General features: G+C 66.6%; 18 protein-coding genes. 14 read left to right on the top strand and 4 right to left on the bottom strand.

Annotated elements, in window-relative coordinates:
• The first annotated feature begins 99 nt into the window (after positions 1-99).
• The 5 genes from rraA to ACE3P2_RS12635 all read left to right on the top strand — a co-directional run bounded on the left by rraA (position 100) and on the right by ACE3P2_RS12635 (position 4,499).
• Positions 100-579 carry a ribonuclease E activity regulator RraA gene (gene rraA, locus ACE3P2_RS12655; RefSeq protein WP_374264971.1) on the top strand — a complete coding sequence of 160 codons (480 nt, stop codon included), beginning with the start codon at positions 100-102 and terminating at the stop codon, positions 577-579.
• A 314-nt stretch (positions 580-893) separates the two neighbouring features.
• Positions 894-2,207 (top strand): isocitrate lyase, encoded by a 1,314-nt coding sequence (gene aceA, locus ACE3P2_RS12650; RefSeq protein WP_374264969.1) that lies wholly within the window; start codon positions 894-896, stop codon positions 2,205-2,207.
• 144 nt (positions 2,208-2,351) lie between these two features.
• On the top strand, positions 2,352-3,215 hold the full coding sequence (locus tag ACE3P2_RS12645) for a DMT family transporter (RefSeq protein WP_374264967.1): 864 nt from the start codon (positions 2,352-2,354) through the stop codon (positions 3,213-3,215).
• A 59-nt stretch (positions 3,216-3,274) separates the two neighbouring features.
• Positions 3,275-3,637, top strand: coding sequence for an STAS/SEC14 domain-containing protein (locus ACE3P2_RS12640; protein ID WP_374264965.1), 363 nt, complete (start codon positions 3,275-3,277; stop codon positions 3,635-3,637).
• A gap of 10 nt (positions 3,638-3,647) precedes the next feature.
• A complete protein-coding gene (locus tag ACE3P2_RS12635) occupies positions 3,648-4,499 on the top strand; it encodes a sulfurtransferase (protein ID WP_374264963.1) in 852 nt (283 codons plus the stop codon).
• 69 nt (positions 4,500-4,568) lie between these two features.
• Here the strand turns inward: ACE3P2_RS12635 and ACE3P2_RS12630 are convergent, their stop codons facing one another.
• On the bottom strand, positions 4,569-5,000 hold the full coding sequence (locus ACE3P2_RS12630) for a YidB family protein (RefSeq protein ID WP_374264961.1): 432 nt from the start codon (positions 4,998-5,000) through the stop codon (positions 4,569-4,571).
• Positions 5,001-5,202: 202 nt separating this feature from the next.
• Between ACE3P2_RS12630 and rpiA the strand changes: the two genes are divergently transcribed.
• From rpiA to ACE3P2_RS12615, 3 genes are all read left to right on the top strand, one after another.
• Positions 5,203-5,865, top strand: coding sequence for a ribose-5-phosphate isomerase RpiA (gene rpiA, locus ACE3P2_RS12625; RefSeq protein ID WP_374264959.1), 663 nt, complete (start codon positions 5,203-5,205; stop codon positions 5,863-5,865).
• Positions 5,866-5,934: 69 nt separating this feature from the next.
• Entirely contained in the window at positions 5,935-6,633 is a 699-nt protein-coding gene (phoU, locus tag ACE3P2_RS12620) for a phosphate signaling complex protein PhoU (RefSeq protein ID WP_374264957.1), read from the top strand.
• Between the two features lie 164 nt (positions 6,634-6,797).
• Positions 6,798-7,562 carry a flagellar brake protein gene (locus tag ACE3P2_RS12615; RefSeq protein ID WP_374264955.1) on the top strand — a complete coding sequence of 255 codons (765 nt, stop codon included), beginning with the start codon at positions 6,798-6,800 and terminating at the stop codon, positions 7,560-7,562.
• 177 nt (positions 7,563-7,739) lie between these two features.
• Here the strand turns inward: ACE3P2_RS12615 and fliE are convergent, their stop codons facing one another.
• From fliE to ACE3P2_RS12600, 3 genes are all read right to left on the bottom strand, one after another.
• On the bottom strand, positions 7,740-8,060 hold the full coding sequence (gene fliE / locus ACE3P2_RS12610) for a flagellar hook-basal body complex protein FliE (RefSeq protein ID WP_374264953.1): 321 nt from the start codon (positions 8,058-8,060) through the stop codon (positions 7,740-7,742).
• Positions 8,061-8,123: 63 nt separating this feature from the next.
• On the bottom strand, positions 8,124-9,521 hold the full coding sequence (locus tag ACE3P2_RS12605; protein WP_374264951.1) for a sigma-54-dependent transcriptional regulator: 1,398 nt from the start codon (positions 9,519-9,521) through the stop codon (positions 8,124-8,126).
• A 33-nt stretch (positions 9,522-9,554) separates the two neighbouring features.
• Positions 9,555-10,658, bottom strand: a complete 1,104-nt coding sequence (locus ACE3P2_RS12600; protein WP_374264949.1) for a PAS domain-containing sensor histidine kinase — start codon at positions 10,656-10,658, stop codon at positions 9,555-9,557.
• Between the two features lie 154 nt (positions 10,659-10,812).
• On the opposite strand from ACE3P2_RS12600, the gene fliF reads away from it, so the two are divergent.
• The 6 genes from fliF to ACE3P2_RS12570 form a co-directional block, all read left to right on the top strand.
• Positions 10,813-12,519 (top strand): flagellar basal-body MS-ring/collar protein FliF, encoded by a 1,707-nt coding sequence (fliF, locus tag ACE3P2_RS12595; protein ID WP_374264947.1) that lies wholly within the window; start codon positions 10,813-10,815, stop codon positions 12,517-12,519.
• Entirely contained in the window at positions 12,503-13,504 is a 1,002-nt protein-coding gene (fliG, locus tag ACE3P2_RS12590) for a flagellar motor switch protein FliG (protein WP_374264945.1), read from the top strand. Before fliF ends, fliG begins: the two co-directional genes overlap by 17 nt.
• 15 nt (positions 13,505-13,519) lie before the next feature.
• Complete coding sequence (locus ACE3P2_RS12585; RefSeq protein ID WP_374264943.1) at positions 13,520-14,233, top strand: flagellar assembly protein FliH; 714 nt, start codon at positions 13,520-13,522, stop codon at positions 14,231-14,233.
• A complete protein-coding gene (fliI, locus tag ACE3P2_RS12580) occupies positions 14,233-15,636 on the top strand; it encodes a flagellar protein export ATPase FliI (protein WP_374264941.1) in 1,404 nt (467 codons plus the stop codon). The genes ACE3P2_RS12585 and fliI overlap by 1 nt, the downstream gene beginning before the upstream one ends.
• An 84-nt stretch (positions 15,637-15,720) precedes the next feature.
• Positions 15,721-16,170 carry a flagellar export protein FliJ gene (gene fliJ, locus ACE3P2_RS12575; protein ID WP_374264939.1) on the top strand — a complete coding sequence of 150 codons (450 nt, stop codon included), beginning with the start codon at positions 15,721-15,723 and terminating at the stop codon, positions 16,168-16,170.
• Between the two features lie 72 nt (positions 16,171-16,242).
• Positions 16,243-16,470 (top strand): hypothetical protein (locus ACE3P2_RS12570; protein ID WP_374264937.1); only part of this gene is annotated, 228 nt, incomplete at its 3' end.

Below are 16,470 nucleotides of genomic sequence, written 5' to 3'. Positions count from 1 at the left end.
TTTTCATCGCGCACGCAAGCGATGACATGCGGGCGGCCTTGGCCGCCCGTTTGCATTTGTGCCGCGCATCCCACCCACTTTGATTTTCACGGAGTTGCCATGGAATTCCAGACCACCGATCTTTGCGATGCCAACGAAGGCAAGGTGCGCGCCGTCGCCCCGATGTTCCGCAGCTTTGGCGGCAAGACGCGCTTTGCCGGCCCGATCCGCACGCTGAAGGTTTTCGAGGACAACGCTCTGGTCCGCTCGACCCTCGAGACCCCGGGCAATGGCGCCGTGCTGGTCGTGGATGCGGGCGGCTCGATGCGTTGCGCGATGGTCGGCGACCAGCTCGCGCTGCTCGGCGTCAAGAACAACTGGGCTGGCGTCGTCATGTATGGCTGCATCCGCGACTCCGGTCCGATCGCCGGCATGAACATCGGTGTCTTCGCCCTCGGCACCCATCCGATGAAGAGCGTCAAAAAAGGCGCCGGCGACGTGGACATCCCGATTACCTTCGGTGGCGTCACCTTCACCCCGGGTCAGTGGCTGTATGCCGACGAAGACGGCGTGATCGTCTCCGAGGCGCCACTGCTGTAATTCGTCACACCGGAGCGACGCAGCGCAGCGAATTTTTATTTCACTGACGCTGACGTCGTTTTGCGATGTGAAAAACAGCAAACAAGGCACTGAAAGACAAAGAAAATTTATTTCTTATGTCTTATATAAGACCTGTTGCTGCCATGCAAAATCCTGCCTTATACTATCGACCATTGATCGCCGCCCCGAATCGGCCTCTCCGCCGCCCCGAGCCCCGATCAATCAGCGCACCAGCTCTCCGACGTATCGCCCGACGAAGGCAAGGCTTGCGCCACTAGGCTTCCCCTTCTCTCAATGTTTTTAAAGGATGTCGTATGTCTCTGACCCGCGAACAGCAAATCGCCGCCCTCGAAAAAGACTGGGCTGAAAACCCCCGCTGGAAAGGCGTCAAGCGCGGTTACTCCGCCGCTGACGTGGTTCGTCTGCGCGGCAGCCTGCAGCCCGAGTACACCCTGGCCCAGCGCGGCGCCAAGGTTCTGTGGGACAAGGTCAACGGTGGCGCCAAGAAGGGCTACGTGAACGCCTTCGGCGCGATCACCGCCGGTCAAGCCATGCAACAGGCCAAGGCTGGCCTCGAGGCCGTCTATCTGTCCGGCTGGCAGGTCGCCGCCGACGGCAACACCTCCGAAACCATGTACCCGGACCAGTCGCTGTACGCCTACGACTCCGTCCCGACCATGGTTCGCCGCATCAACAACACCTTCAAGCGTGCCGACGAGATCCAGTGGTCCCGCGGTATCAACCCGGGTGACGAAGGCTTCATCGACTACTTCCTGCCGATCGTGGCCGACGCGGAAGCCGGTTTCGGCGGCGTGCTGAACGCCTTCGAACTGATGAAGAACATGATCGCCGCCGGTGCCGCCGGCGTGCACTTCGAAGACCAGCTGGCCGCCGCCAAGAAGTGTGGTCACATGGGTGGCAAGGTCCTCGTGCCGACCCGTGAAGCCGTCGAGAAGCTGATCTCCGCTCGTTTCGCCGCCGACGTCATGGGCGTTCCGACCCTGATCCTGGCCCGTACCGACGCCGAAGCCGCCAACCTGATCACCTCCGATTACGACGAGAACGACAAGCCCTTCCTCACCGGCGAGCGCACCCAGGAAGGGTTCTTCCGCGTCAAGAACGGTCTGGAGCAGTCCATCAGCCGTGGCGTCGCCTACGCGCCGTACGCCGACCTCGTCTGGTGCGAAACCGGCGTGCCCGATATCGGCTTCGCCCGTGAATTCGCACAAGCCGTGCTGGCCGCCTGCCCGGGCAAGCTGCTGTCCTACAACTGCTCGCCGTCCTTCAACTGGAAGAAGAACCTGAACGACTCTCAGATCGCCTCCTTCCAGGAAGAGCTGTCCGCACTGGGCTACAAGTACCAGTTCATCACCCTGGCCGGCATCCACGTCAACTGGTACAACACCTTCAAGTTTGCCCACGCTTACGCCCGTGGCGAAGGCATGAAGCACTACGTCGAGATGGTCCAGGAGCCGGAATTCGCCGCTCGCGAAATGGGTTACACCTTCGTGTCCCACCAACAGGAAGTCGGCACCGGCTACTTCGACGATGTGACCACCGTGATCCAGGGCGGCTCCTCTTCCGTCAAGGCCCTCACCGGCTCCACCGAAGAAGAACAGTTCCACTAAGAAAAAACCCGATCGGCCGGTATCCCTCACCGGCACGCTTGGTTGAAACCCCCGCGGGCTCAAGCCCCGGGGGTTTTTTCGTGGACGGCGCCCAGCGCGGGGTCCGGTAGAATCGCGAACTTTTTCCGGCCTCGCCCCCCAGCCATGCAATCCCTCTGGATGATCGCCGCCAGTCTGCTTTTCGCCTGCATGGGCGTTTGCGTAAAGCTCGGTTCGAGCCAGTTTTCCACCGCCGAACTGGTGTTCTACCGCGGCTTCGTCGGCCTGCTGATGATGATGGCGCTGGCGCGCTGGCAGGGCATTCCGTGGCACACCCCACACTGGCGGCTGCAATTGTCGCGAGGACTGTCGGGCACGGTGTCGTTGATGAGCTACTTCTTCGCGCTGGGCGCGCTGCCCCTCGCCACCGCCGTCACCCTTAGCTACACCTCGCCGCTGTTCGTGGCGTTGCTCCTCGTACTGTGGTTCCGCGAACCCCTGAGCCGAGGGGCGGCGACCGCCATCGCGCTGGGCTTCACCGGCGTGGTACTGCTACTCAAGCCCACTCTCCAGGCCGACCAATGGTTTGGTGCGACGATCGGTCTCGGCGCCGGCATGCTGGCCAGCGTGGCCTACGTGAATGTGCGCGAACTGGGCCGTGCCGGCGAACCCGAGGCACGCACGGTGCTGTGGTTCTCGGCGGTGACCAGCCTATTCGGGCTGGGCTGGGCACTGGCCAGTGGCGGCCTGCACCCCATCGACGACCGCGGCGCCGCGATACTGCTCGGAGTCGGCGGCTTCGGCGGCTGCGCCCAGCTGGCGATGACCCGGGCGTACCGACTCGGCAAGACGGTCGTGTCGGCCAACCTGTCGTACTCGACGGTGATCTTCTCGAGCCTGTTCGGGGTCGCCCTGTGGGACGAGCGCCTGCCCTGGACCTCGATACTGGCCATCGCGATCATCATCGCCAGCGGCGTGCTGATCTCCCTCGCCTCGCGGCAACCCGCGCCAATACTGGAATCCGATTGAAGCGCCGCGTCTGCCGGACTAAACTGGCGACATCCCGTTCGCCCTGAAAGGCCCAGGCAATGATCACCACCGACCAAAAAGAAAACCGGGTGAACCTCACCGTCTTCGGCGAGTTCACGCTGGCCGACTACAAGGAGTTCGAAGAGGTCGTCAATTACAAGATCAAGTTCGAAGGGCCGGTCAGCCTGTTCTTCGACTTGCGCGAAATGAGCGGCTTCACCGTGGACATGGCCCTCGAGGAGCTGCGCTTCGCCCGCAGCCATGCCCAGGACTTCGCCCGCATCGCCATCGTCACCGACGACCAGTGGGTGACCTGGAGCGCTTGGCTGTCGCAGATTTTCATCGACGCCAAGGTCCGCGTCTTCGAGGACCCGAGCGACGCCGAGGCCTGGCTCGCTGGCGTCGAATCGCCGGTCGCCTGAGGGCCACGGCGTGCCGCAGCCCTTCACGCAGCTGGTCAGCGTCGCCGAACTGGCCAGCCTCGCCACGCCCGCCTGGCGGATCTTCGACTGCCGCTTCAATCTTGCCGACCTGACCGCCGGCCGCCAGGCATATGCCCAAGGGCATCTGCCTGGCGCTTTTTTTCTCGATCTCGAGGATGACCTGTCCGGCCCGCGTTCGGGCCTCAACGGCCGTCACCCTTTGCCCGACCCCCAGTTGCTTGCGGACAAGCTCGGCAGCGTCGGCGTCGCGCCCGGCACTCAGGTGGTGGCCTACGACGACGCCGGCGGCATGTTCGCCGCGCGCCTCTGGTGGCTGCTGCGCTGGCTCGGTCACGACCGGGTCGCCGTCCTGAACGGCGGCATCCAGGCATGGGCCGCGGCAGGACATCCCTTGGTCACCGAACAACCCGACGCCCGCGCCACCACTTTCGTAGCGCGACGGCAGAAGGGGATGCGCGTCGACGCCGACTTCGTGCTGAGCCACCTCCACAGCGCCGAGATGCAACTCATCGACGCCCGTGCCCCCGACCGTTTCCGAGGCGAGAACGAGACCCTCGACCCCGTTGGCGGCCACATTCCCGGCGCAATCAATCGCTTCTTCCGCGACAATCTGGACGCCAGCGGCGCCTTCAAGCCCCCCGCCCAGTTGCAGGAAGAGTTCGGCGCCCTCATCAACGGTGGCGACGCCCATCGGGTAGTCCTGTCCTGCGGCTCCGGCGTCACCGCGTGCCACAACCTGCTGGCCATGGAGGTCGCCGGACTCTCCGGAGCCCGCCTCTACGCCGGCTCGTGGAGCGAATGGTGCGCCGACCCTTCCCGTCCGGTGGCAACCGGCGCCTGAACCGCGCGCCGACGTGAAACGGGCGAAGCGTTGACGCTTCGCCCGTCTGCCAATCGACCGAGCGTCGCCTTACTTGCCGAGCATCGCAGCCAGCCCCGTCAGGGCGTCGCCCAGATCGAGATGGCCGCCCTCGGGCATCTGGCCGCTCGGGGTCATCTGGTCGACCACCTGCGGCAGAAAGTTGGCGATGTGGCCGGCGAGCTGCTCCGACGGAATGCCCAGTTGGGCCGCCATGTCGCCGAGCGCGCCACCGCCGAGGGCCTGACCGATCTGGTCGGCGCTCACCGGCAGGTTCTGGCCGGTGCCCACCCACGACGCGACCTGCTCACCGAGCCCCGCCTGACTGAGCTTGCCGAGCAGGCCACCCAGCCCACCCTGGCTCTGCAGCAGGCCGAGCACCAGTTGCAGCAGCACTGCCTGGCCGCCGCCACCTTGTTGCGGCTGGCCCTCGCCCGCCAGCGAACCCAGAACCTGTCCGGCCAGTTGATCAAGCAAACCCATATGCTGCTCCCTGAAAGAATGTTGTTCGAGACGTCGATGTCGCGCCCATTCGCCCGAGCGGGAAATGTGGCTGCGGTGTAACACTTTATACGCGGGCGGCGCGTCGGGTGTAACGCTTTGTGGAATCGCGGCAACACTGCACGGGCGTGAACTCGCCGGCAGTCCCGGTTAAAATCTGCGTTTCGCTTACCGGCAATCCATCATGACCCAGGACGAACTCAAGCAACAGGCCGCGCTGCGCGCGCTCGATTACGTGGTCGAAGGCAGCATCATCGGCGTCGGCACCGGCTCGACGGCCAATTTCTTCATCGACGGCCTGGCCGGCATGAAGGATCGCATCGCAGGCGCCGTCGCCTCGTCGGAAGCCTCGGCCAAGCGCCTCGCCGGCCACGGCATCAAGCTGTTCGACCTGAACGACGTCGAAAGGATGCCAGTCTACGTCGATGGCGCCGACGAGATCGACAACTCACTCGCGATGATCAAAGGCGGTGGCGGAGCCCTCACCCGCGAGAAGATCGTCGCCGCGGTGGCCGACACTTTCGTCTGCATCTGCGACGCAACGAAGAAGGTCGACTGCCTCGGCCGCTTTCCGCTGCCGGTCGAGGTGATCCCGATGGCGCGCGCCCAGGTGGCACGCCAGCTTGGCGCCCTTGGTGGCCGGCCGGTGCTGCGCGACGGCTTCGTGACCGACAACGGCAACCTGATCCTCGACGTGCATGACCTGCAGATCGCCGACCCCACCCAGCTGGAGAGCCGCATCGACGGCATCGTCGGCGTCGTCACCAACGGTCTGTTCGCCCGTCGTGGCGCAGACGTGCTGCTACTCGCCACCGCCGGCGGCGTGCAGGTCTTCGAGCGGACTTGAAACACAAGCGTCACAAAGGCCTGTTAACCTCCCGTACTTGTCATCCACCGGATAGCCACAGGATTTTCAATGAACGAGCACACCTCCAAGAAGTTCGACGCCGAACTGGAAGGCATCCGCACCCGGGTCCTGCAGATGGGCGGGATGGTCGAATTGCAGATCGTGAAGGCGATGGAAGGGCTGACCGACGGTGACACGCTGCTCATCGAGCAGGTCATCGAGAACGACAACCGCGTCAACCTCCTCGAGATCGAACTCGACGAAGCCTGCAACCAGGTCATCGCGAAGCGCCAGCCCACCGCGGTGGATCTTCGCATGGTCAGCACCGTGCAGAAGACGATCACCGATCTCGAGCGTATCGGCGACGAGGCGAAGAAGATCGCCAAGACCGCCAAGCAGCTCCACGACACCGGCTCGCCCTTCACGCCGCAGATCCGCCTCGGCCACATCGCCGACGCGGTGGTGGACATGCTGCGCACCGCCCTGGACGCCTATGCCCGGCTCGACACCGTCTCGGCGGCCCAGGTGGTTCGCCAGGACAAGGAAGTCGATGCCGAGTTCAAGGGCATCATGCGCCAGCTCATCACCTACATGATGGAAGACCCGCGCACCATTTCCCAGGCCATCGAACTGATGTTCGTCGCCAAGTCGGTCGAACGCATCGGCGACCACGCCAAGAACATCGCCGAATACGTGGTGTACATGGTCAAGGGCCGCGACGTGCGCCACACCAGCCTCGAGGAAATCGAGCGCGAAGCCACGCGCTGATCCCGATCCGGGCTTGATCGCCGCGGGGGACGGTTCGCCGTCCCCCGCGTCTTTATTCAGAGATCAACGGACTGAGTGGGCACAGCTCTTGCTGTGACAGCGGGATGACCGTGCGGGCTGATAAAATCGGCCCATCCTCCGACCTCGGACGCCACTCGCCCACCATGCCGCTCAAGTTCGAACTCCTGCAGGCCGACGACCACTCCCGCTATCTGCTGCGCGGAAAGACCGACATCCTCTTCAACCTGCGCCACCTGGTGCAGAAGCGGGCGATGATCAGCGCCTTCATCGACGCCAGCGCCGACTCCTTTCTCACTGCGCTGCTCGAAATCGACGCCGACAACGGCTACCTCATTCTCGACGCGGCCACCGACGACGCGATCAACCGCCGCGTCGAAGCCGCCGACCAGCTGATCTGCGTCACGCAGCTCGACAAGATCAAGATCCAGTTCGCGGCCCGCGGGCTGGTACGCATCACCCACGCCGGCCATGCCGCCTTCCGCTGCGCGCTACCCGACGTCCTGTTGCGCCTGCAGCGCCGCGAATACTATCGCCTGATCGCCACCAACCCGCACAACCTCAGCTGCCTGATCCCGGTGACCCGCGACGGCGAGCAGCGCATGATCTCGGTGGAAGCCACCGTGCTCGACATCAGTGGCGGCGGCCTCGCCCTGCTCGTGCCGCCCGGCGACCCGAGCTTCGAGCCCGACCGGATCTTTGCCGACTGCCGCCTGATGCTCCCGGAAAGCGGCCCCATCACCACCTCGCTGCGCGTCCGCAACCTGTTCCGCATCACCAACCGCGACGGTAGCGTGATGCTGCGCGCCGGCTGCGAATTCATCGACCTTTCGAGCAGCATGGCCTCGACGATCCAGCGCTACATCTTGAAAGCCGAACGCGAACGCAACGCCCGCGAGCGAACCCGCTGAATCCCGCCCAAAAGCAAAAAACCGGCAGTTGCCGGTTTTTTTGGGACCACTTCGTCCTCAGAAGAGTAACGAGAAAGCCGTCTCGCCCTGCCCGAGGGTGCGATCCCGCGGGGGAAGTCCAAGCTTACGTCGGGCATCCACCGAGACCGAATCGCGACCAGTAGGTCGCCTCTCCCGTCAGACGGACATGTTCATGATGTCCTGGTAGGCGGTGACGAGCTTGTTGCGCACCTGCACCATCTGCTGGAACGACAGGTTGGCTTTCTGCAGATTCACCATCACGTCCTGAAGATTGACGTTGGGGTCGCCCGACGAGAAGCCCTTGGCCATTTCCTGGGCCTGCATCTGGGCCGAACTCACCTGTTCGATGGCGCCCTGCAGAACCTGGCCGAAATCCACCTGGCCCTCGGCCTTTGCGGCCTGGGCCGGCTTGCCCGACGCCACCTGCGACGTGGCGCGAAGCTCGGACAACATCTGATCGATTCCGCGGGTATCCATGATCCTGCTCCTTTTTCTCCACTATAGCAGAGCAAGCCGCGTGCCAAGCGGCAGGATGACACTTCAGCCGCTGAACAGCCCTTCCTCGCGGTACTGCTGGAGCTTGTAGCGCAGGGTGCGTTCGGAGATGCCGAGCTGCGCCACGGCACGCTTGCGCGACCCGCCGACCTCCCGGAGCACCTGCAGGATGTGTTCGCGCTCCAGATCCTTCATGTTGGCAGGGCGGCCGGCGTCGCGGGCATCGGCGGCAGCCTCGACGGCAGGATTTGCCGGCTCCACGGCAAAACTCGCCGGCACCACCGGCGGCGGCACGGCAAGACGCACCGGCTCGCCGTTCCAGTGGGGCAGGCACAGGCGGATGGTTTCGGCCGAGACCGCCTGACCGCTGCTGAGGATCAGCGCGCGCTGAACGGTGTTTTCCAGCTCGCGGACGTTGCCCGGCCAGTGGTAGGTCACGAGTACCGACTCGGCCTCGGGCGACAGGCGCCCCGCACGCTTGAGGCGAACACCGTGGAGCAGCGCGAAATGCCGGGCCAGCGGCACGATGTCGCCCGGGCGCTCGCGCAGCGACGGAATCGCCAGCGGGAACACGTTGAGCCGGTAGAACAGATCCTCGCGGAAGCGCCCCGCCGCCACCTCCTTGCTCATGTCGCGGTTGGTGGTGGCCAGCACGCGGATGTCGAGCGGAATCGCCTTCTTGCCGCCCACTCGCTCCACCTCGCGCTCCTGCAGCACGCGCAGCAGCTTGGCCTGCAGACCCAGCGGCATCTCGGAGATTTCGTCCAGCAGCAGCGTTCCGCCCTCGGCCTGCTCAAACTTGCCCGGCTGGGCCGTGGCGGCGCCGGTGAAGGCACCCTTCTCGTGGCCGAACAGGGTCGCCTCGAGCAGGGTGTCGGGGATCGCCGCGCAGTTGATCGCGACAAAGGGGCCGCTGCGGCGCGGCGAATGCTCGTGCAGATAACGCGCGAAGACCTCCTTGCCGGTCCCCGACTCGCCGGCCAGCAGCACCGTGGCGTCGGTCTCGGCGACCTTGTCGGCCAGGGCCAGCAGCTTGCGGGTGTGGGGGTCGGCGGCGATCATGTCGTCGTCGCGGCGGGCCACGGCGTAGCGCTCAACGTGTTCGAGGAGCACCTTGGGCTCGAAGGGTTTCATCAGGAAATCGCAGGCACCGCCGCGCATGGCGTCGACGGCCTTCTCGACGTCGCCGAAGGCGGTCATCAGCAGCACCGGCAGCTGGGGCAGGCGCTGGCGCAGCTCGGCCAGCAGCTGCAGGCCGTCCATCGGCTGCATCTTGAGGTCGGACAGCACCAGGTTGAAGGCCTGCTTCTCGACCTCGGTCAGCGCCGCCGGCCCGTCGCCGACGCCGGTGACCGCGTGGCCGGCCACTTCGAGGGTCAGGCACACGGCGTCGCGCAGGGGCGCATCGTCTTCGACTACCAGGATGTTGAGGGCTTCAGGCATGGACATCTCTCAAAAACGGGATGCAACCGGGCGTCAGGCGCCCATGGCGAGGGTCAGCGAAAAAACCGTGCCGTGACCGGGTTCGGACGCGATGCCGATGTCGCCCCCGTGGGCCCGGGCGACGCCCCGCGCGATTGCCAGGCCCAATCCGGTTCCATCGGGCCGAGTGGTAAAGAACGGCTCGAAGAGCCGCGACTGAAGGGCCGGCTCGATGCCGCGGCCGTTGTCGGCAACCGTAAAGCGCACCACGGCGCCATCGGGCGCCGCGTCGAACTGGATCTTTCCGCCGGCTTCGAGCGCCTGCACGGCGTTCTCGAGGAGGTTGGTCAGCGCCCCCGCAATCGCCTTGCGGTCGCCGACGACCACGGTGTCGCCACAGGCGCAGGCGGAGTCCAGCTGAATGCCCTTGGCGCGGGCCAGGGGGTCGAGGGTCTGGGTGAGTTCGGCCACCAGCTCGCAGATGCCGAAGGGCTCGCGACCGAGGGTTTCGCCGCGGGCGAACAACAGCATGTCGCGGATCAGCTTTTCGAGGTGGCGCAGGCGCTCGATGGCGCGGTTGCCGATGCGCTCGCGATCGGCCGGCCCCATTTCCTGCTGAACCAGGGTCGCGGTGTAGAGCAGCGCGGCGGCCAGGGGCGTGCGCAGCTGGTGGGCCAGACCGGCCACCATCTCGCCCATCGCGGCGAGGCGTTCGTTGCGCTCGGCGGCCAGACGCATGCGATGGGCGTCGGTGACGTCGCTGAGCAGCACGATGTGGCCGTCGCCGGATTCGAGGGCGGCGTCGACGCGGGTCACGCGGCGCGCCTCGCCGGCGGCGTCCACCTGCCACTCGCCCGGGGTCTCGGTGGCGGCGAGGCGCGCGGCCGAGAACGCGGCCCAGTCGACGCCCGCCAGGGGCGCACCGAACATGGCCTCCACCGCCCGGTTGGCCTGCATCACGCGCCCCTCCCGGTCGAGCACGACGACACCCGCCGGCAGCGCGCCCATCAGCACGCTGAGCCGCTCGGTGAGCTGGCCGACCTGGGTCTGCAGGCCGGCGTAGGCGCCGGTCAGGGCCTCGGACGCCTCGCTGAACTGGCGAAAGGCTTCGGCCAGCTGGCGGGCGTCGAGACGGTCTTCGGTGGCGGGCAGGTTCATGGAGGCATCGGGGCGAAATTCACCGGTTCGCAGCTTAGGCCTGCCGGCGGCAAGCCGAGCCGGCAAAAAGGCGGCAAAAAGTGCTGCTAATCCCGCCCTTGATCCGCTTGCGGCTCGCCCAGAATGCGAGCATCCGTAAGAGGGGAATGTTTCCATGGCAGCAGAAGACGCCGCCGTTGCTCCGTCGCCGCCGGCCTCGCCACTCAACCAGGTGCTGGAGAACATCCGCAATCTGTCGCAGCGCCAGAAGCTCGCCGCGGGCGCGGCCCTGGCCTTCGCGATCGCGTTGATCGTCGGCGTGGTGCTGTGGAGCCGCCAGCCGGACTACGCCGTGCTGTTCTCCAACCTGGCCGAGAAGGACGGCGGCGCCGTCGTCGCCTCGCTGCAGCAGCAGAACGTGCCGTACAAGTTCTCCGACAACGGCAACGCCATCCTCGTGCCCGCCGTGCAGGTGCACGACCTGCGCCTGCGCCTCGCGGCGCAAGGCATCCCGAAGGGGGGGCTGGTGGGCTTCGAGCTGATGGAAACCCAGAAGCTCGGCCTGTCCCAGTTCCACGAACAGATCAATTACCAGCGCGCCCTCGAAGGCGAGCTGTCGCGCACCATCTCGTCCATCGCCAGCGTGGCTGGCGCCCGCGTGCATCTGGCGATCCCCAAGCAGACCGCGTTCCTGCGCGACGAGCAAAAGCCCACCGCCTCGGTGATGGTCAACCTGCACACCGGCCGTGCCCTCGACCCGGGCCAGATCGCCGGCATCGTGCACCTGATCGCCTCCAGCGTGCCCAACCTCACCAACGACAACGTGAGCGTGATCGATCAGGACGGTACCCTGCTCACCAAGAAGCCCGATCCGCTGCGCACCAACCTCGACGCCACCCAGATCAAGTACACCCGCGAGCTCGAGGAAGGCTACATCGAGCGCATCAACGCGATCCTCACGCCGCTGTTCGGCAAGGGCAACTTCCGCGCCCAGGTGTCGGCCGACGTGGATTTCAACGTCACCGAGCAGACCGCCGAGACCTATCGCCCCAACCCGTCGCCCGATCAGGCGATCCGCAGCCAGCAGAGCAACGAGAGCACCACCCGCGAGCAGGCCGCCCAGGGCGTGCCGGGCGCGCTCACCAACCAGCCGCCAGTGCCCGCCACCGCGCCGCTCACCACCCCGCCGGTGCCCGGCACCGCCGGTCCCAACCAGCAGCCGCCGCTGTCCGCCACCAAAAGCGCCACCATCAACTACGAGCTGGACAAGACCATCCAGCACACCCGCAAGGCCCTCGGCCAGATCAAGCGCCTGTCGGTGGCGGTGGCCCTCAACCAGAAGGAAGAAAAGGACAAGAACGGCGTCGCCAAGCCCGTCCCCCTCACCGAGGAAGAGCGCAAGCGCGTCGAGGATCTGGTCCGCGAGGCGGTGGGCTACAGCAAGGACCGCGGCGACACCATCAGCGTCGCGAGCAGCCCCTTTGTCGCCTCCGACAAGGATCTGCTCGAAACCCCGATCTGGAAGGACCCGGACAATGTCGCCCTGTTCAAGGAACTCATCAAGTATCTGGTCATCGCCGGAGTGATCGCCTTCGTGGCTTTCGGGGTGATCCGCCCGCTGATGAAGCAGGTGCTGCCGCAGCCCGAGCCCAAGGAAGAGGAAGAAGGCGCCGAAGCGCGCGAACCGGGCGAAGGCGAGGCCGGCGAAGGCGAGGAAGGCGAAGAGGACGAAGGCGCCGAGGTGGCCCTGTCGCCCGAAGCCGCCGCGCGCCTCGCCTACGAGGAAAAGCTCGCCAAGGCGCTGGCCCTCGCCAAGGAAAACCCGCGCATGGTCGCCAACCTGATCAAGGAATGGATGGGAAGCAATGAGCAGCAACGATGAAGGGCTCGAAAAGAGCGCCCTCCTCCTCCTGACCCTCGGCGCCGACGAGGCCGCCGAAGTGCTCAAGCAACTCGGCCCGAAGGAGGTCCAGAAACTCGGCGCCTCGATGGCGGGAATGCCCGCCCAGCCCCGCGAACGGGTCGAGACCATCCTCGACGAGCTGATCGCCTTCTCCGAGAAAGGCTCGCCCATCGAGGCCGACCACGAGCACATCAAGGCCATGCTCACCAAGGCGCTGGGCGACGAGCGCGCCAACCACCTGATCGGACGCGTGCTGCAAGGCTCCGACACCGCCGGCATCGAAAGCCTCAAGTGGATGGACGCCGCCACCGCCGCCGATCTCATCAAGAACGAGCACCCGCAGATCATCGCGACGATCCTGGTTCACCTCGAATTCGACCAGGCCGGCGAAATCCTCAAGAACTTCACCGACCGTCTGCGCAATGACGTACTGCTGCGCATCGCCACCCTCGACGGCGTGCAGCCGGTGGCCCTGCGCGAGCTCAACGAAGCCCTCACCCGGATGCTCTCCGGCGCCACCACGATCAAGAAGACCGCGATGGGCGGGGTGCGCCACGCCGCCGACATCCTCAACTTCGTGGGCTCCGCCGCCGAGACGGCGATCCTCGACAACGTGCGGGAATACGATCCCGACCTCGCCCAGAAGATCCTCGACGAGATGTTCGTCTTCGAGAACCTCATGGACCTGGACGACCGCGGCATCCAGACCCTGCTGCGCGAGGTGCAGAGCGATTCGCTGGTCATCGCCCTCAAGGGCGCGCCGCCCGAGATGCGCGAGAAGATCTTCAAGAACATGTCCCAGCGGGCCGCCGAAATGCTCCGCGAAGATCTCGAATCCCGCGGCCCGGTGCGCCTGTCCGAAGTCGAGGCCGAGCAGAAGGAAATACTCAAGACGGCCCGCCGTCTGGCCGAGGAAGGCCAGATCGCCCTGTCGAGCGGCGGGGGCGACGATGCCTTCGTGTAACGCCGGAGCCACGCGATGAGCCCCCATCAGGCCGCCGGCGCCTACCGACGCTGGAATCCGCCGTCCTTCGACGAAAGCCCCGCCGCGGCGGTCGAGCCCGAGGCCGTGCTCGTCACCCCGCCGCCGCCCGCCCCGCTCCCCGAGCCGGAGCCTGAGCCCGAACCCATACCGGAATTCGTCGCCCCGCTGCCGCTGCCCGAGCCGGACATCCACCTGCCCACCGCCGAAGACATCGAGCGCATCCACGACGAGGCGCGCAAGGACGGCTACGCCGCCGGCTACGAGGAAGGCACTGCCCGCGGCCGCATGGAGGCGATGCAGTTTCACGGGCTCGTCCAGGGGCTCGAGACGGCGCTCACCACCCTCGACCAGGAAGTCGCCGACGAAGTGTTGGCGCTGGCCATCGAAGTGGCCCGGCAGATGATCCGCCACAGCCTCGTCGAGCACCCCGAATCCGTGGCCGAACTGATCCGCGAGGCCCTGCTCCAGCTCCCCCAGACCCACGCCATGGTCCACCTCCACCCCGACGATCTGGCGATGGTGCGCGACTACCTGGGCGAGCAGCTCACCCACGGCGGCCATCGGCTGGTGGAGGACAGCAGCATCGCCCGCGGCGGCGTGCGCATCGACGCCGGCGGCAGCCAGATCGACGCCACCTTGCAGACCCGCTGGCGGCGGATCATGGACAACCTCGGCCGCAACGTGCAGTGGGACGGGGACGGCAGTTGATGGAACACGGCACCGAAACCTGGAAATCCTTCCTCGCCGACGGCCGCAAGCTGGTCGGCGCCACGCCGCCGTACCAGGTGTCGGGCCGCCTCACGCGGATCAACGGCCTCGTGATGGAAGCTTCCGGCCTCAAGCTGCCGCTGGGTTCGGGCTGTCGCATCGTGGTGCCCGGCGGCAGCTCGGTCGAGGCCGAGGTGGTCGGCTTCCACGGCGAAAAGATCTTCCTGATGCCCACCGACGACGTCTTCGGCCTCGCGCCGGGCGCCCAGGTGCTGCCGGTCGAGGCCACCCAGCCGCCGCTGATCGCCGGCGAGCGCATCGAACCGCGCCGTCGCGCCTCCGACCGCGCCAAACACCTGCCGATGGGCGACGAACTGCTCGGCCGCGTCGTCGACGGCGCCGGCCGCCCGCTCGACGGACTCGGCCCGCTCGCCGTGCGCCACTCGCGTCCGCTCCAGTCGCGCCCGATCAACCCGCTGCAGCGCGCGCCCATCAGCCAGTCGCTCGACGTGGGCATTCGCGCCATCAACGGCCTGCTCACCGTCGGCCGCGGCCAGCGGATGGGCCTGTTCGCCGGCTCCGGCGTCGGCAAGTCGGTGCTCATCGGCATGATGGCCCGCTACACCGCCGCCGACGTGATCGTCGTCGGGCTGATCGGCGAGCGGGGCCGCGAGGTGAAGGAGTTCATCGAGCACAACCTCGGCCCCGAAGGCCTGGCCCGCTCGGCGGTGATCGCCGCGCCGGCCGACTGCAGCCCGCTGATGCGCCTGCAGGGCGCCTCCTACGCCACCACGGTGGCCGAATACTTCCGCGACCAGGGCAAGCAGGTGCTGCTCATCATGGACTCGCTCACCCGTTACGCCATGGCCCAGCGCGAGATCGCCCTGGCCATCGGCGAACCGCCGGTCACCCGCGGCTACCCGCCGTCGGTGTTCGCGCGCCTGCCGGCGCTGGTGGAGCGTGCCGGCAACGGGCCCGAGGGTGGCGGCTCGATCACCGCCTTCTACACCGTGCTCGCCGAAGGCGACGACCAGCAGGACCCGATCGCCGACTCGGCCCGGGCCATCCTCGACGGCCACATCGTGCTGTCGCGCAACCTCGCCGACCAGGGGCACTACCCCGCCATCGACATCGAGCAGTCGATCTCCCGCGCGATGCACAACCTCGTCAAGAGCCAGCACTTCGACATGGTGCGGCGCTTCAAGCAGCTGTTCTCGCGCTACCAGCGCTCCCGCGACCTGATCGCCGTCGGCGCCTACCATGCCGGCTCCGACCCGGTGCTCGACCAGGCCGTGGCGATGTACCCGCGGCTCGAAGCCTTCCTGCAGCAGCGCATCGACGAAAGCGAACCCTACGAATCCGCGGTCGAGAAGCTCCACGCCCTCTTCGGAGCCACCCCATGACCCGCCCCCCTTCCCCGCAAGGCCATCGCGCCCCGGCCCTAAAGAATTCCGTCCCCCGCCCGATAACGCCGAAGGAACGTGAAGATGACTGAGCCGTTCCCGCTGCAAACCCTGCTGGACCTGGCGAACAGCCGCATGGACGACGCCGCGCGCAAGCTCGGCGAGCTGATTGCGAGCGAGCGCGCCGTGGAGGAAAAACTCTCGCTGCTGGTCGACTATCGCAACGAATACCAGGCCCGCTTCCTCGAAGCGGCCCGCAACGGCATCGGCCCCGACGCCTGGCGCAATTACAGCGCCTTCCTCGGCAAGCTCGATGATGCGATCGCCCAGCAACAGAAGGTGGTCTCCGACTCCAAGCAGCGGACCGAGCGCGGCCAGCAGGCCTGGGTGGATGAGCGGAACAAGGTGAAGGCCTTCGACACCCTCTCCCACCGCTACCAGGCCGAGCAAGCCCGCAAGGAAGCCAAGCAGGAGCAACGGCTCACCGACGAACACGCCGCCAAGCAATTCCGCGATCGCAACGACGAGGAATGAGCGTCGCCGGGCCCGGCCTGGCACGTGGATTGCTGAGTGACGGACGTCTGCATCCTCACCAGGACTCCCATCATGCCCGGACCGGCCTTGAACCCCATCGCCAACACCGCTCCTGTCGCCCCCGCCAAAGCCGCCACCGGCTCGCGCCCCGACGCGCCCGACACCGCCGGCGGCACGTCCGCGCCCGAGCAGGGTTTCGCCTCCGAACTCAAACGCCAGATGCAGGGCGACGCGACGCCCGAGCAAGGCGCCGACGCCAAGGCCGCGGCGGCCCGGGCCGCCGGCGACGACAGCGCCGAC

Source organism: Zoogloea sp. (assembly GCF_041911615.1).
Lineage (GTDB): Bacteria > Pseudomonadota > Gammaproteobacteria > Burkholderiales > Rhodocyclaceae > Zoogloea.
This window is presented reverse-complemented; position numbering and strand designations above follow the sequence as displayed.